The organism is Neisseria sp. P0009.S008 (assembly GCF_051958615.1).
GTDB lineage: Bacteria > Pseudomonadota > Gammaproteobacteria > Burkholderiales > Neisseriaceae > Neisseria > Neisseria subflava.
Map to the genome: position 1 here is coordinate 64,239 of NZ_JBQCVG010000001.1, position 15,295 is coordinate 79,533.

The following is a 15,295-nucleotide window of genomic DNA, read 5'->3' on the forward strand; positions in this document are numbered from 1 at the left end:
GGAGCGGGAAACGAGTCTCGAACTCGCGACCTCAACCTTGGCAAGGTTGCGCTCTACCAACTGAGCTATTCCCGCATATTGAAAAAGAACAATCAACAAGTAATCAAGATGGAGCGGGAAACGAGTCTCGAACTCGCGACCTCAACCTTGGCAAGGTTGCGCTCTACCAACTGAGCTATTCCCGCTCTGATATTTGTTGCTTCGTATATTGAAGAAGACGCAATTATTATGGATTTAATCGTGTGAGTCAAGTGTTTTGTTTTTATTTTTTAAAAATTTTATTTGAATTCTTTCCATGCCATTTTCAGGTAGTAGCACATGGACCAGATGGTCAATACGGATGCTATAAACATCAATATGTTACCAATGAGATAGAAAGGGTCGTTATATTTGTCCGTACCGATAAGCAAAAGGAAGATGGCGATCATTTGGGCAGTGGTTTTGAATTTGCCGATAGTGGCTACGGCGACGCTGCCGCGTTTGCCCATTTGTGCCATCCATTCGCGCAGGGCGGAAATAGTGATTTCTCGACCGATAATAATCATGGCGAAGATGGCGTATGTTCTGCCAAGGCTGACGAGCAGGAGTAGGGCAACGGCAACCATGAGTTTGTCGGCAACGGGGTCGAGGAATGCGCCAAAGTCGGAGGTTTGTTTCCAGCGGCGTGCCAAAAAGCCGTCAAACCAGTCGGTGATAGCTGCAAGTGCAAAGATGATGGCGGCTGTCCAGTTGACGGTTTGCGGTTGAATCCATGTGTTCGGTAAGTAGAATAGGATGGTAAACACGGGGATTAATAGGACGCGCATCCAGGTAAGTAAAATAGGTATGTTCCAAGGCATGGTTGGGGACCTTTTGGACGATGTGTCGGATTGTCCATTATAGCTTATTTGCTCGCTGGGCTTTTTAGAGTGTTGTTTTTTTGCCGACAAGTAACGTGGGCATAGGGCTTTGTTATGCGGATTGTGAAGAAAGTCTGCTAAGGCCGTCTGAAAAATGGGTTGTTGAGGGGTGTAAATATTTTTGGGCAGGTACGTGGCTGCAAAATAGTGGGCAACGAGGTCAGCTTGCTGTTCGATATTGAGTTGGTTGAAGTGAGGCAGAGGTATGGGATAGGCGTAAGCTTTGCGTTTCCTATATCCGCCTTTGAGCATAATGAGTAAACCGGATAACCAAACTTTGTGACCGCGCTGGTGTTGCCAGACATGCGTCAGTTCATGAATCAGCCAGATTTTGTAGGCGATGCCGGTTTGAGTGAAATCATCAGGGCAGTGTTTGCGCGGGAAATATATATTTCCATTTGGGGCGATAGCGGTATTGGGGTTGGGTAGGAAGGGGATGCCGCGATATATTTTAATGCGGTTGAAGTCTATGCTGTCGGCAAAAACCTGTTTTGCCATACGGACTTCGTTTTCGGTTAGTCTTCGCCAATTGGAAAAAATCATATTTTAAAGAGGAATATAGGATATAAAGATTTTCAGGCCGTCTGAAAGTTTCAGACGGCCTGAACATGGGATTTATTGTTCTTCTGAAGCGGCTTGTTTGCCGTTGTCGAACAATTTGTCCATAGGCGTCAGATTAACTGCGTTGCCTTGGCTGACTATCCATTTGTTTTCAACACGCCACACGCCTGAGGTATCTTCAACTCGCAAGTACCAATGGTTGGTTTGGGGTAGAGGTTTGAAGATGGCTTCGTATTCCATACGGCCGTTTTGCGGTTCGGCTGTTACGGCGCGCAGCTTAACGGTTTGGTCGTCAGCTTTGCGTGTCGGGTGCATCAGCAGCAGGTTTAATGGCTGTTTGGGATCGAATTGTCCGCTGACGAATACTTTGGCGGCATTCATGTCCGGACTGATTAAAACCTGCACCTGAATCTGCCGTTTAACGGCTTCTTCATCGCGGTGAAGCTGTATTTCGATGTGTTTGCCGTCTTTATAGTAATCGTCGGAAACCAAGTCTGTCGTATGTTCTTTTGCGACGAAGAACATAGACACGCTGGCGATAACGACAAAGATGGGACCTGCCATCAGCACCCAAGGCCAAATGTGTTTATACCAAGGCTTAGTGGAATTGGGTTGGGACACCGTTGTTATTCTCCAATAAAGGTTGCTTTTTCATTCAAGACAGTCGGTTCGGCATCAGCAGCATCGGTTTCACGATATGTGAAGGTAAATTCAATCGGCTGGCTGCCTTTTTCGGCGTACTCAGGGAGGGTGGACACTTGAACCGGAATGGTTACGGTTTCGCGTGGCGCAATTTTAATACCGTTTTCTGGCAAGCCGGTCAAGGCGATATCATCAAAACCTTTGACTGTTGCAGTAACGGTCTGTTCATGTTCACTCTTATTAATGATGCGCAGGTTGTAGGCATTTTCCAACCAGCCTTGGCTGTTTTCACGCACCATCACACCGCGGTCTTTCAGAATATCCACTTCGATCATTTTACGGGTAGAAATGCCGGTTAAGAAAGCAATAATAACCACAAACAATACTGCACCATAACCTGCAACACGAGGGCGTTTCAGGCGTTTTTTGATGTCGCTTTCAGGGTATTCATGCTCCATTGCGCCTTCGGTGGTGTAACGGATCAGGCCGCGCGGATAACCCATTTTGTCCATGATTTCGTCACAAGCGTCGATACAGGCTGCACAACCGATACATTGGTATTGCAGGCCGTCGCGGATGTCGATACCGACGGGGCAGACTTGTACGCACATGGTGCAGTTGATACAGTCGCCCAAGCCGCTGTCTTCTTTGTTGGCGGTTTTTTTGCGTGCGCCGCGAGGTTCGCCGCGTTCGGTATCGTAGGAAATAATCAGCGTGTCTTTGTCAAACATCGCACTTTGGAAGCGTGCATACGGGCACATATGCAGGCACACTTTTTCGCGCATAATGTGGGCAAAGAAGAAGGTCATGAATCCGTAAAATGCTGCGGCAAACATTGCGCCACCGCCTGCTGCTCCGGTGAATAAATCGGGAACAAACTGGCGGATAGGGACAAACCAGCCTGCAAAAGTGATACCTGTCCACGCACAGACAAGGAAAATCAGTAGGTATTTGGTGGCCTTAATGCGGATTTTAGTAAAGTTCCAAGGCGATTTTTCCAGTTTTAAACGTTTGTTGCGGTCGCCTTCAACCAAGTTGTCGATCCAAAGCATGATTTCGGTGTAAACCGTTTGCGGGCAAGAGTAGCCGCACCACAAACGACCGGCAATGGTTGTCCACCAAAACAGGCCGAAAGCGCAAATCATCAGCAGCAGAGCAAGATAAATCAAGTCGCCCATGCCCAGTGACAGGCCGAAAATGAAAAAATGACGGTCAGGGATATTGAATAAAACTGCCTGACGGTTACTCCAGTTAAACCATGGAATTACGTAAAATACAAACTGGGTCGCCAATACGGCGGCGATACGAAGTTTGGCAAAGCGTCCTTCTACCTTTTTCGGATGGATGCGTTCGCCTTCGGGATGAATTTGAATTACGCTGGATTTGGGTTTGGAAGGTTTGGGCGGAGTGGCTTTTGCCGTTTTTTCTGTTGAGGGTGTGGTGTTTTCAGCTTGGTTTTCGGGTGACATAATCAGTGTTCCTTAATCGAAGTGCACACAAGCCTTTTGTCATGGTAGTAGTTTGATGCGAGTATTTTCAGACGGCCTTTGGAGTGCATATAAAATCATAACATTTGACTCTATGCAAAGCAAAAGCGGGGCTTGCCCTTAACAATAGTTGCGGTACTCCTGCCTCATACAAGGCCGTCTGAAAAGAGCAGTATTCAAAGACTTACGGAATAAGCGCAGGTTTATACTTATAGTGATTTCCTATTTATCCGATAAAAAATTTACAACATACTGTTTCAAAACGAAATAACAGTTAATATCATCTATCCCGTTCGTTTCAGACGGCCTATTGGAAATCATGCCGCCTGACAATGCAAATATCAAAGGCTATTCTTGAAAGCACGGCTGATTCAGGCGATAATCGGCACACTTTTTCAAATTTCCAATCTTGTCCAAGGAAGGTCAAACCATGTCTCAACTGGCAAACGCAATCCGTTTCCTCTCAGTCGATGCCGTACAGAAAGCCAACTCCGGCCACCCGGGTGCGCCTATGGGTATGGCGGAAATGGCGGAAGTATTGTGGACGAAGTTCCTCAATCATAATCCGGCCAACCCAAAATTCTACAACCGCGACCGTTTTGTCCTCTCCAATGGTCATGCTTCCATGATTCTTTACAGCCTGTTGCACCTGACCGGCTACAACGTTTCTATTGATGATCTGAAAAACTTCCGCCAACTTCACAGCAAAACCCCCGGTCATCCCGAATACGGCTACACCGACGGCGTGGAAACCACGACCGGCCCGTTGGGACAAGGTATTGCCAACGCTGTGGGCATGGCTTTGGCTGAAAAAATCTTGGCTGCCGAATTCAATAAAGACGGTTTGAACATCGTTGACCACCACACCTACGTCTTCATGGGAGACGGCTGTATGATGGAAGGCGTATCGCATGAAGCCTGTTCGCTTGCCGGTACTTTGGGCTTGGGCAAACTGATTGTTTTATATGATGACAACAATATTTCCATCGACGGTAAAGTGGACGGCTGGTTTACCGAAAACATTCCGCAACGTTTTGAAAGCTACGGCTGGCATGTGATTCCAAATGTAAACGGTCATGACACTGATGCCATTCAGACGGCCATTGAAGCGGCCAAAGCCGAAACCGGCAAACCTTCCCTGATTTGCTGCAAAACCTTAATCGGTAAAGGCAGCGCCAACAAAGAAGGCAGCCATAAAACCCATGGTGCGCCTTTGGGTGCGGATGAGATCGAAGCCACGCGCAAACATTTGGGTTGGGCTTATCCTGCGTTTGAAATTCCTCAAGAAATCTATGCTGCATGGGATGCAAAAGAAAAAGGCGCGAAACTTGAGGCCGAATGGAACGAACTCTTCGCTCAATATCAAGCCAAATATCCTGCTGAAGCCGCAGAATTTGTGCGCCGTATGGATAAAAAACTGCCTGAAAACTTCGACGTTTACGTTCAAGCTGCATTGAAAGAAGTGTGTGCCAAAGCAGAAACCATCGCTACCCGTAAAGCCAGCCAAAACAGCATCGAAATCTTGGCTAAAGAGCTGCCTGAATTGGTGGGCGGCTCTGCCGACTTGACCCCGTCCAACCTGACTGACTGGTCAAACAGCGTTTCCGTTACCCGCGAACACGGCGGCAACTATATTCACTACGGCGTGCGCGAGTTCGGTATGGGAGCGATCATGAACGGCCTTACCCTGCATGGCGGTGTGAAACCATTTGGCGCTACTTTCCTGATGTTCAGCGAATACGAGCGAAATGCCTTGCGCATGGCGGCACTGATGAAAATCAACCCCGTCTTCGTCTTCACTCACGACTCTATCGGTTTGGGCGAAGACGGCCCGACCCACCAACCTATCGAGCAAACTGCCACTCTGCGCCTGATTCCAAATATGGATGTATGGCGTCCATGCGATACCGTTGAATCTTTGGTAGCGTGGTCTGAAGCCGTTAAAGCGGCCGATCATCCGTCCAGCTTGATTTTCAGCCGTCAAAACCTGAAATTCCAAGCGCGTGATGAGCAACAGCTGAACGACATCAAACGCGGTGCTTATGTAATCAGTGAAGCTCAAGGCAATGCGCAAGCTGTTGTAATTGCTACCGGTTCTGAAGTTGAATTGGCTCTGGAAGCGCAAAAGGTATTGGCAGAACAAGGTATTGCCGTACGCGTTGTTTCCATGCCTTCTACCAATGTATTTGACCGCCAAGACGCCGCCTATAAAGCCACCGTTCTGCCGGAAGGCTTGCCACGCGTAGCCGTAGAAGCAGGACATGCCGACGGTTGGTATAAATACGTCGGTTTGAACGGCGCCGTGGTCGGTATCAACCGCTTCGGCGAGTCTGCACCTGCTGACTTGCTGTTTAAAGAATTCGGCTTTACCGTAGACAATGTGGTTGCCACTGTTAAATCCGTTTTGTAAATCAGATTTTTGATTGAGATAAAAAGGCCGTCTGAAATTTCAGACGGCCTTTTATTTTTTAACCGGTTAAACAGTTTCTGCTTCAGGTTTGACCTTGCTTTTCTTAAACTTCAACACGGCTTCTTCTTTAGTTGCATCCCAGTCTATCAGCACAAAGCCACCTTCGGCGAGTTTGCCGAACAGGAGTTCGTCGGCGAGCGGTTTGCGGATTTTTTCCTGAATCAGGCGGTGCATCGGGCGTGCGCCCATTTGCGGGTCGAAACCTTTTTCCGCCAGATATTTGCGCAATGCCGGCATGAATTCGGCTTCGACTTTTTTGTCGAGGAGCTGGTGTTCGAGCTGGAGCAGGAATTTGTCCACGACTTTGACGATGATGGGTTCGGACAAGGGCGCAAACGGGATAATCGCGTCCAAGCGATTGCGGAACTCGGGCGTGAAGAGTTTGTTGATTGCCTGCATTTCGTCGCCGCGCTCGCGTTTGGCGGTAAAGCCGAGGCTGGGGCGGCTGAGGCTTTCTGCGCCTGCGTTGGTGGTCATAATCAGAATGACGTTGCGGAAGTCGGCACTCTTACCGTTGTTGTCGGTCAGTTTGCCTGCGTCCATGACTTGCAGGAGGACGTTGAAAATGTCGGGGTGGGCTTTTTCGATTTCATCCAAGAGCAACACGCAATGCGGCTGCTTGTTGACGGCTTCGGTCAAAAGGCCGCCTTGTTCAAAGCCGACATAGCCCGGCGGCGCACCGATGAGGCGCGATACGGCATGGCGTTCCATGTATTCGGACATATCAAAGCGTTGCAGCGGTACGCCCATCGAGTAGGCAAGCTGTTTGGCGACTTCGGTTTTGCCGACGCCGGTCGGGCCGGAGAAGAGGAAACTGCCTATCGGTTTGTCGGGCAGGGCAAGGCCGGAACGCGACATTTTGACGGCGGCAACCAGCGCATCGATGGCGTTTTCCTGACCGTAAACCATGTTTTTCAAATCGCGGCCGAGGAATTGCAGCACTTGTTTGTCGTCGTGCGACACGGTTTTTTCAGGAATCCGCGCGACTTTGGCGATGACGGTTTCGATTTGCGCTTTGCCGATGACTTTTTTCTGTTTGGATTTGGGCAAAATCCGTTGCGCAGCGCCTGCTTCGTCCATTACGTCGATGGCTTTGTCGGGCAGGAAACGTTCGTTGATGTAGCGGGCAGAGAGTTCGGCAGCGGCTTCAAGTGCACCTTGCGTATAGCGGACTTGGTGGAAATCTTCAAACATCGATTTCAAGCCGCGCAGGATTTGCACGGTTTCGGCGACGGTGGGTTCGACCACGTCGATTTTTTGGAAGCGGCGGCTTAAGGCGTGGTCTTTGTCGAAAATGGTGCGGTATTCGTCGTAGGTGGTCGCGCCGATGCAGCGCAATGAGCCTTTCGCCAATGCAGGTTTGAGCAGGTTGGACGCGTCCATCGTGCCGCCGCTGGTGCTACCCGCGCCGATGATAGTGTGGATTTCGTCGATAAACAAAATGGCGTGCGGGATTTTTTCGAGCTGCTTTAAGACGGACTTGACCCGCGCTTCAAAGTCGCCGCGGTATTTCGTGCCCGCCAAAAGCGAACCCATATCCAGCGCGTACACTTCGGCTTCTTTCAGCGCGTCGGGAATGTCGCCGTTGACGATTTGATGCGCCAAGCCTTCTGCCAGCGCGGTTTTGCCCACGCCTGCCTCGCCGACCAAAAGCGGATTGTTTTTACGGCGGCGGCACAGGATTTGCACCAGTCGTTCCATTTCGTGTTTGCGACCAATCAAAGGGTCGATACGGCCGGCTTTGACTTCGGCGTTGAGGTTGACGGTGTAGTCGGAAAGGGAGCCGGTTTTCTGTTCCGCTTCCTCGCCCTCGCGTCCCAGGCCGTCTGAATCATTGCCATCCTCGTCATCGGGCGAGCCATGGGCAATGCAACGCAAGACTTCAAAGCGCGTAATGGATTGCAATTTGAGGAAATAAACGGCATGGCTTTCAGATTCGCTCATCATGGCAACCAAAATATCTAAAGGCTCTACTGCGGCTTTGCCGGCAGACTGGGTATGCACCATTGCCCGTTGGATGACGCGTTGGAAGCCCAATGTCGGCTGGGTTTCGACCGTATCTAGAAGATGATCGGGAATTTGCGGCGTGTTTTCAGCAACGCTGGCCGCAAGCTGCTCGGACAGGACTTTTAAATCCGCACCACATAGTTTCAAGACGTTCGGCACAGCTGCATCTTCTTCTATCAGCACCAAAAGCAGGTGTTCCAAGCTGATAAACTCATAGCGGGCGTTGCGTGCTTCACGATAGAGCAGTTGCAGGATGTGTTCCAATTCGGGTGAAAGCATGATTTAAACCTCTTCGACTATACATTTGAGCGGATGCCCTTCAGCTTTGGCACGTTCCATGACCTGATGTTGCTTGGTCTGCGCAATATCGCGCGTGTAGGTGCCGCACAGGCCTTTGCCTTCGTGGTGCACCAACAACATGACGGCCACTGCTTGTTCCTGTGCAAGCATAAAGACTTCGGTCAGGATTTCGACGACAAATTCCATGGTGGTGTAATCGTCGTTCAATAAAAATACGCCGTAACGTTTCGGCGGCTGTGTGTTGATATCGCTGAGCAGGGTATCGGATTGGTGGTCGGTATTCGGATGGTTCATAATCTTAGGTTTCAGTTTTCAGACGGCCTGTTTTAGAGTGTAAACCGTTTTCTGTTGTATTTCGGCAATTTTTTTCTATTTTCCCACTTTTTTGAAAACATAGCTTGACGTTTTGTCTTAACAAATGTAAAAAGACAGTTAAGCAGAAGTTGGCACTCGACCGCGTATGCAATACGGGGGAGAAACGCTGAACGTTTTAGTTTTCTGTATGCCTTGTTTTGCTGATTTTGTTAATTTTTAAGTATAGGAAGTTTCTAATGGCAACCGGTATCGTAAAATGGTTTAACGACGCTAAAGGTTTTGGTTTCATCACTCCTGATGAAGGTGGCGAAGATTTGTTCGCTCACTTCTCAGCGATCAACATGGATGGTTTCAAAACCCTGAAAGAAGGTCAACGCGTATCTTTCGACGTAACCACCGGCCCTAAAGGCAAACAAGCTGCTAATATTCAAGCTGCTTAATCAAATGCGCGGCGTAAGCCGTAAAATCATGGCGGGGTTTCCCGCCATTTTTTATGGGCGTTCGGGTTAAAAATTATGAGTCAAAATTCATCTTATCAAAATGTTTTAAAGCAGCTAGACGAGCTTATCCACCATTTTCGCAGCGAAGGTGAGGTCAGTTGCGCCGTTGCCGAGCGTGAAGACCAAATCTTGATCCGCCTTGCCGATTTGAAACTGGATTTGCGTCCTGAAGATGAAAAAGCCATTGTCGATATAGACCGTTTTTACCGCCGCCATGTTTTAAGCGAATAAACGTTTCAAAAGCGTTTGCCGTTTTATTTTTTAAGCATGCCTGATAAAATAGGCCGTCTGAAAAGTTTGTAAAGAATCAGCATAATGAGTATTGCCAATAATAAAAAAGCCTTTCACGATTTCTTTATCGAAGACCAAATCGAAGCCGGTATAGTATTGGAGGGATGGGAAGTCAAAGCCATCCGCGCTGCACGCGTGCAATTAAAAGAAAGCTATATCTACTGGAAAAAAGACGCATTCTATTTGGTGGGCTGCCATATTACCGCATTGCCCACTGCCTCGACACACGTCAAACCCGACCCTGTCCGTCCGCGTAAGTTGTTGTTGAAACAATCGGAAATCAATAAGTTAATCGGTAAAACCGAACGCGCCGGTTATACGATTGTCCCCTTAAACCTGCATTACACCCGAGGTAGAATCAAAGTGGAAATCGGTTTGGCCAAGGGTAAGAAACAGCATGACAAACGCCAAAGCCTGAAAGAAGCGGATTGGAAGCGTGAGAAACAGCGTTTGATGAAAAACGTACGTTGATTTTTTCAGACGGCCTTTGCATAAAGGCCGTCTGAATATTTATTGTTTGAAAATTTTAAAAAGGAAAACAGATGAAAACCATGATTTTAGCAGCGGCTTCAGCCGTATTGTTGTTGGGCGCGTGTTCCACTACGGAACAAAGAGTATTGAAACCTGAAGAACTAACCAGCATTAAACATGTCTGCATCATTCAAAATGCAAAAGTAAGACCGCATGATTTGGATCGTGCTTTGTCTAAGGCTTTGGCAAAACGCGGCATTGGCAGCACTATTGTGACAGCGGATAACCGCGGCAAACTGTATGATTCTTCTTGCCCGTATAATCTGCGTTACAAAACCAAAGGCAATAATGAAATCTTGCGTAAAGGTGTATTTGTGTTGAGAAGCACCAAGTATGCGGTTTCGACTGTCAGCTATTCTTTGAATGATGAAAACCACTTCCGAACCAACCCTGATTTGGTGAAACAGGCTGAAGGTGTTGTGGCCAAATTGTTGGAAAAAAACAGCAAATAAAAGCCAGAATAAAAAACCGGCTTGCCGTGATATGGAGAATATCGGGCAAGCCGGTTTTATTTTCAGACGGCCTTAAATGGATTTGATTTTTTCCCAAAGGGTTTTGACCGTACCTTGATAGTAGGTTTCGGAAGTGCAATAGACTGTTTCTAAAGCACATTGTCCTTGTGAGCCGTATTTTTTGATACATTGGTTCAAGGCAATTTGATGCACGGTTTTGAAACGAGGGGAGGTAATGGCCACAACGTTTTGCGCAGTCAATTTGCCCATGGCTTTAGGGTAGGCAACAGCGATACAGGTGTTGTGCAGAGGGACAACTGTTTTACAGCCTGTTGCTTGGCCTGCGCCGATACCGGCTAAGGCATCTTGGCCTTTGCAGAATGTTTCGAGTTCGGCTGTCGCATCCAGTTGCGTGGCATTTTCTTTGGTGGTTTTGATTTGCAGCACTTCATTGCTGTCGGCAGGATTTTGCCACATCGCCAGGTAGCCGTAAGTATCGGCAGCCAGGGCGGCAGGAGTCAGTGCGCAAAGGATAAGTGTCGTTAGTGTTTTTTTCATGTTTGTTCCCTGTTTGTTGGGTATTTGTCGTTATTATAAAGCAAAAGTTCTTATTTGATATAAATTTGCTTTTAAAATGAATATTTGAGTGTGGTAGATAGATTATAGGCCGAGACCTTTGCAAAATCCTCCCAAAATCCTCCCAAAATCCTCCCAAAATCCTCCCAAAATCCTCTAAATTCCCACCAAGACATTTAGGGGATTTTCCATGACCACCTTCTTCCAACAAACCGCCCAAGCCATGATTGCCAAACACATCGACCGTTTCCCACTATTGAAGTTGGATCAAGTGATTGATTGGCAGCCGATCGAACAATACCTGAATCGTCAAAGAACCCATTACCTTAGAGACCACCGCGGCCGTCCCGCCTATCCCCTGCTGTCCATGTTCAAAGCCGTCCTGCTCGGACAATGGCACAGCCTCTCCGATCCCGAACTCGAACACAGCCTCATCACCCGCATCGACTTCAACCTGTTTTGCCGTTTCGACGAACTGAGCATCGCCGATTACAGCACCTTATGCCGCTACCGCAACTGGCTGGCGCAAGACGACACCCTGTCCGAATTGCTCAAACTGATTAACTGCCAACTGACCGAAAAAGGCCTATAAAGTAGAGAAAGCATCCGCCGCCGTCATTGACGCCACCATTATTCAGACCGCCGGCGGCAAACAGCGTCAAGCCATAGAAGTCGATGACGAAGGACAAGTCAGCGGCCAAACCACACCGAGCAAAGATAAAGATGCCCGTTGGACAAAGAAAAACGGCCTCTACAAACTCGGTTACAAACAACATACCCGCACCGATGAGGAAGGCTATATCGAGAAACTGCACATTACCCCCCGCCAATACCCATGAGTGCAATCACCTGTTGCCTTTGCTGGAAGGTATAGCCAAAGATACGACCGTCTATGCCGATAAAGGCTACGACAGTGCGGAAAACCGGCAACATCTGGAAGAGCATCGGTTACCGGACGGCATTATGCGCAAAGCCCACCGCAACCGTCCGCTGACGGAAGCGCAAACCAAACGTAACCGATATTTGTCGAAAACCCGTTATGTGGTCGAACAAAGCTTCGGTACGCTGCACCGTAAATTCCGCTACGCCCGGGCAGCCTATTTCGGGCTGATTAAAGTGAGTGCGCAAAGCCATCTGAAGGCGATGTGTTTAAACCTGTTGAAAGCGGCCAACAGGCTAAGTGTGCCTGTTGCCGCCTAAAAGGCGGCCGAATGCCTGATTATCAGGTATCTGGGGAGGATTAAGGGGATATTTGGGTAAAATTAGGAGTGATTGGGGGAGAAAACAGCCGAAAACCTGTGTTTGGGTTTCAGCTGTCGAAGGAAGGGCTTTTTTGCAAAGGTCTCATAGGTGTATTGATCGTCGAGCATGACCCAGCCGCCTGCGGGCGCATCTTCCGTAGCGGAGCCAAGCTTCCCGAAAGAGAGGATGCTGTCGTTGCCTTCGCGGATGGAAGGTGTGCCGTTGTCTGAAAAAGCAGCGCAGCCTGCAAGAAGGAATACTGCGGATAAAAAGGGGAAGGCGTATGTTTTCATAATGTTTGTTTGAAGGTATTTAAAATCAGGAAAATGAGGGAATACTCAATCCGCATTGTTCCAACAAGCCGACCGTTTCGTAAACGGGCAGGCCCATCACGCCGGTGAAGCTGCCTTGCAAATGCTCGACAAACACGCCGCCCAAACCCTGAATGCCATACGCGCCCGCTTTGTCCATCGGTTCGCCGCTTCGGATATAGGCGGATATTTCTTCGGCAGACAGGGTTTTGAAACGCACGTCGCTGGTTTGTAAAACACCGCGCGTTTTCCCTTGCCAATATACGCATACGGCAGTCAGCACCTGATGCGTCTGCCCTGAAAGCCGGGCGAGCATTTCGGCTGCTTGGGCTTCGGTTTCCGGTTTGCCGAGGATGTGGTTTTGATAGGCGACCGTAGTGTCGGCGGTCAGGATCGGATATTCGGGCGACGCGTCGTGTGTGGCAAACCATTGCTCGACAGCAGCGGCATTTTTTTCCTGCGCCATACGTTGCACATAATCGGCGGCTTTTTCGTCGGAATGCGGCGTTTCGTTAATGTCGGCAGGGATACGGATAACTTTGAATCTTAAGTTTTCCAGAATTTCGCGGCGGCGCGGGCTGCCGGAGGCTAGGTAGAGTGTGTGCATAAAACTTTCTTTTTTAGGGGATATAAGGTCGTCTGAAAATTATTTTGACTGTTTGTGTTGGCCGGACAAGCGCACATAATGCGCGGAAGAATATTTCAAAAATTCTTTTTCTTTTTCGGTCAGCAGGCGGACTTGTTTGACGGGCGAGCCGACATAGAGATAGCCGCTTTCCAAACGTTTGCGTGGCGGCACCAAGCTGCCTGCGCCTATCATTACGTCGTCTTCGATGACGGTATCGTCCAGAATAATCGTACCCATCCCAATCAACACACGATCGCCGATGCGGCAGCCGTGCAGCATGACTTTGTGTCCGACGGTTACGTCTTCGCCGATGATAAGGGGCGAACCTTCAGGCTTTTCCGCGTTTTTGTGCGAAACGTGCAAGACACTGCCGTCCTGTACATTGCTGCGCGCGCCGATGCTGATGCTGTTCACGTCGCCACACAGAACGGCATACGGCCAAACGGATACGTCTTCGGCAAGCGATACTTCGCCGATGATGACGGAGGTTTCGTCGATGAGGCAGGATTCGTGAATTTGCGGAGTATGGTCTAAGAAAGGGCGAATAGGGTTCATGTTGTTTCTTCCTTTTTGACAGTGTGGCAGGTTTCAGACGACCTGCGGCTCGGTATGGCGAAAGTATGCCGTTTTGACGCAGGTGAGGCAAGGGCGGTGTCTCCCGAGATGTCGTCATGTCTTTGTAAACAATATTTTTTATGGTTATAGAACCATTTTCCGTTAGGCCTGCATCTCTTGTTTACCGAAGGTGGAAAATTGTCCGTTATTATCTTGTAGTTACAAGTAGCTGCAAATCATTCTCTTGCCATTTGAATTGGAATGATATATATTTTAAAAAAATATTTCATAAAATAACGAAACCTGATGGTTTGTTTTCAAACAGGTTTGGTGGGTTTCCAATCTCACAAACCTTGGCTTCCATCCCATATCCGTTTTCAAATCTATCTAATCCACCTTGTTTAAATAAAGGCGGCCGGAAGGTTGTTTGAAACTGTATGAAGGATATTCACATGAGCGAAACATAAGAGCTGACTTTTGCCAAACGGCTGAAAGAGCAGACTACAACTATTCACGATAGCGTGGACAACTTAGTTATGTCTGTCGAGCCGTTTACCAACAAAGAGAATTACATCAAATTTTTGAAACTGCAATCCGTGTTCCACAAAGCGGTCGATCATATTTATAAAGACTCCGAATTGAACAAAGCCATTCCTGAGCTGGAATACATGGCGCGTTACGACGCGGTAACGCAAGACTTGGCTGATTTGGGCGACAAACCTTGCGAATACGGTAAACCGCTGCCGCATGAAACCGGCAACAAAGCCATCGGTTGGCTGTATTGCGCCGAAGGTTCCAATTTGGGCGCAGCATTTTTGTTTAAACACGCGCAAAAACTGGATTACACTGGCGAACACGGCGCGCGCCACCTCGCCCCCCATCCGAACGGCCGCGGCAAACATTGGCGTGCTTTTGTCGAGCATCTGAATGCTTTGGGTTTAAGTCCTGAAGCCGAAGCCGAAGCGATTCAAGGTGCAAAAGATGCATTTGCGTTCTACAAAGTCGTTCTGCGCGAAACATTTGACCTGCCTGCAGGTGCGGAAGCTCCGGAAGGCTTTGTTCCGCACTGTCATTAATGGTTTGACGATATAAGTAGAGGTCGTCTGAAACACATCTATATACGCGGATTCATAAATTCTGTTTTCAGACGACCTTCATGTTGGTGTAAGTGTTGTATTGTTTGGTTATCCGCATCTGCGGTATTTTTTAATTGGTTTGATGTAAATAATTATCAAATATTTTATCACCATCATTCCAAAATACCATTATCACATTCAGGAGTTTTACCATGAAGGAATCATTTAAATTAAGTATGTTGGCGATTGCCTGCAGCATCGCATTGAGTGCATGCGGTTCAAGCGGTGGTGGTACGCCGTCTGCACAGCCTGCACCGACCCCGCAACAGCCGGGCAATAATTCCGGCTCGGGCGGAGGAGGTGATTCAAAACAAACAGAAGACGCTAAGAAAGCCGAAGAAGCCAAGAAAGCTGAAGAAGCCAAGAAAGCTGAAGAAGCCAAGAAAGCCGAA

The 15,295-nt window shown here is 48.4% G+C and carries 15 protein-coding genes, 2 tRNA genes and 2 pseudogenes; 8 read left to right on the forward strand and 11 right to left on the reverse strand.

What is annotated here, in order from left to right; translation table 11 throughout:
- Positions 1–2: 2 nt before the first annotated feature.
- The 5 genes from ACTHSQ_RS00310 to ccoG all read right to left on the reverse strand — a co-directional run bounded on the left by ACTHSQ_RS00310 (position 3) and on the right by ccoG (position 3,571).
- A tRNA-Gly gene (locus ACTHSQ_RS00310) sits at positions 3–75 on the reverse strand.
- A gap of 34 nt (positions 76–109) precedes the next feature.
- A tRNA-Gly gene (locus tag ACTHSQ_RS00315) sits at positions 110–185 on the reverse strand.
- A gap of 93 nt (positions 186–278) precedes the next feature.
- The gene (gene pgsA, locus ACTHSQ_RS00320) at positions 279–839 is read right to left on the reverse strand and encodes a CDP-diacylglycerol--glycerol-3-phosphate 3-phosphatidyltransferase (RefSeq protein ID WP_003679552.1); all 561 of its coding nucleotides are present in this window, start codon (positions 837–839) and stop codon (positions 279–281) included.
- A 675-nt stretch (positions 840–1,514) separates the two neighbouring features.
- On the reverse strand, positions 1,515–2,081 hold the full coding sequence (locus ACTHSQ_RS00325) for a FixH family protein (protein ID WP_308111391.1): 567 nt from the start codon (positions 2,079–2,081) through the stop codon (positions 1,515–1,517).
- A 5-nt stretch (positions 2,082–2,086) separates the two neighbouring features.
- Positions 2,087–3,571 carry a cytochrome c oxidase accessory protein CcoG gene (ccoG, locus tag ACTHSQ_RS00330; protein WP_440370892.1) on the reverse strand — a complete coding sequence of 495 codons (1,485 nt, stop codon included), beginning with the start codon at positions 3,569–3,571 and terminating at the stop codon, positions 2,087–2,089.
- 448 nt (positions 3,572–4,019) lie between these two features.
- On the opposite strand from ccoG, the gene tkt reads away from it, so the two are divergent.
- Positions 4,020–5,999: a transketolase gene (gene tkt, locus ACTHSQ_RS00335; RefSeq protein ID WP_003682927.1), complete on the forward strand. Its 1,980-nt coding sequence runs from the start codon at positions 4,020–4,022 to the stop codon at positions 5,997–5,999.
- Between the two features lie 66 nt (positions 6,000–6,065).
- Here the strand turns inward: tkt and clpA are convergent, their stop codons facing one another.
- Together clpA and clpS are read right to left on the reverse strand one after the other, a co-directional pair.
- Positions 6,066–8,345 carry an ATP-dependent Clp protease ATP-binding subunit ClpA gene (clpA, locus tag ACTHSQ_RS00340; RefSeq protein WP_003682906.1) on the reverse strand — a complete coding sequence of 760 codons (2,280 nt, stop codon included), beginning with the start codon at positions 8,343–8,345 and terminating at the stop codon, positions 6,066–6,068.
- Positions 8,346–8,348: 3 nt separating this feature from the next.
- Positions 8,349–8,660: an ATP-dependent Clp protease adapter ClpS gene (clpS, locus tag ACTHSQ_RS00345; protein WP_003679561.1), complete on the reverse strand. Its 312-nt coding sequence runs from the start codon at positions 8,658–8,660 to the stop codon at positions 8,349–8,351.
- A 257-nt stretch (positions 8,661–8,917) separates the two neighbouring features.
- On the opposite strand from clpS, the gene ACTHSQ_RS00350 reads away from it, so the two are divergent.
- From ACTHSQ_RS00350 to ACTHSQ_RS00365, 4 genes are all read left to right on the forward strand, one after another.
- The gene (locus ACTHSQ_RS00350) at positions 8,918–9,121 is read left to right on the forward strand and encodes a cold-shock protein (RefSeq protein WP_003682902.1); all 204 of its coding nucleotides are present in this window, start codon (positions 8,918–8,920) and stop codon (positions 9,119–9,121) included.
- A gap of 75 nt (positions 9,122–9,196) precedes the next feature.
- Positions 9,197–9,412: a branched-chain amino acid ABC transporter gene (locus ACTHSQ_RS00355; RefSeq protein ID WP_440370893.1), complete on the forward strand. Its 216-nt coding sequence runs from the start codon at positions 9,197–9,199 to the stop codon at positions 9,410–9,412.
- An 84-nt stretch (positions 9,413–9,496) separates the two neighbouring features.
- Positions 9,497–9,943 (forward strand): SsrA-binding protein SmpB, encoded by a 447-nt coding sequence (gene smpB / locus ACTHSQ_RS00360; protein ID WP_003679566.1) that lies wholly within the window; start codon positions 9,497–9,499, stop codon positions 9,941–9,943.
- A 71-nt stretch (positions 9,944–10,014) separates the two neighbouring features.
- A complete protein-coding gene (locus tag ACTHSQ_RS00365; protein WP_003682952.1) occupies positions 10,015–10,455 on the forward strand; it encodes a hypothetical protein in 441 nt (146 codons plus the stop codon).
- A 72-nt stretch (positions 10,456–10,527) separates the two neighbouring features.
- Here ACTHSQ_RS00365 and ACTHSQ_RS00370 read toward each other — a convergent pair whose 3' ends face one another.
- Positions 10,528–11,013, reverse strand: a complete 486-nt coding sequence (locus tag ACTHSQ_RS00370; RefSeq protein ID WP_137040593.1) for a DUF4189 domain-containing protein — start codon at positions 11,011–11,013, stop codon at positions 10,528–10,530.
- A 208-nt stretch (positions 11,014–11,221) separates the two neighbouring features.
- Between ACTHSQ_RS00370 and ACTHSQ_RS00375 the strand changes: the two are divergent.
- Positions 11,222–12,231, forward strand: a pseudogene (locus ACTHSQ_RS00375) (IS5 family transposase).
- A 62-nt stretch (positions 12,232–12,293) separates the two neighbouring features.
- On the opposite strand, the gene ACTHSQ_RS00380 reads toward ACTHSQ_RS00375, so the two are convergent.
- The 3 genes from ACTHSQ_RS00380 to ACTHSQ_RS00390 are packed head-to-tail and all read right to left on the reverse strand — an operon-like array spanning position 12,294 to position 13,767.
- A complete protein-coding gene (locus ACTHSQ_RS00380; protein WP_440370894.1) occupies positions 12,294–12,566 on the reverse strand; it encodes a hypothetical protein in 273 nt (90 codons plus the stop codon).
- Positions 12,567–12,591: 25 nt separating this feature from the next.
- Positions 12,592–13,191, reverse strand: a complete 600-nt coding sequence (locus ACTHSQ_RS00385) for a Maf family protein (RefSeq protein ID WP_440370895.1) — start codon at positions 13,189–13,191, stop codon at positions 12,592–12,594.
- 39 nt (positions 13,192–13,230) lie between these two features.
- Positions 13,231–13,767 carry a gamma carbonic anhydrase family protein gene (locus tag ACTHSQ_RS00390; protein WP_440370896.1) on the reverse strand — a complete coding sequence of 179 codons (537 nt, stop codon included), beginning with the start codon at positions 13,765–13,767 and terminating at the stop codon, positions 13,231–13,233.
- Between the two features lie 470 nt (positions 13,768–14,237).
- On the opposite strand from ACTHSQ_RS00390, the gene ACTHSQ_RS00395 reads away from it, so the two are divergent.
- Together ACTHSQ_RS00395 and ACTHSQ_RS00400 are read left to right on the forward strand one after the other, a co-directional pair.
- The gene (locus ACTHSQ_RS00395; protein ID WP_440371053.1) at positions 14,238–14,843 is read left to right on the forward strand and encodes a biliverdin-producing heme oxygenase; all 606 of its coding nucleotides are present in this window, start codon (positions 14,238–14,240) and stop codon (positions 14,841–14,843) included.
- Between the two features lie 212 nt (positions 14,844–15,055).
- Positions 15,056–15,295, forward strand: a pseudogene (locus ACTHSQ_RS00400) (transferrin-binding protein-like solute binding protein); the annotation flags it as partial.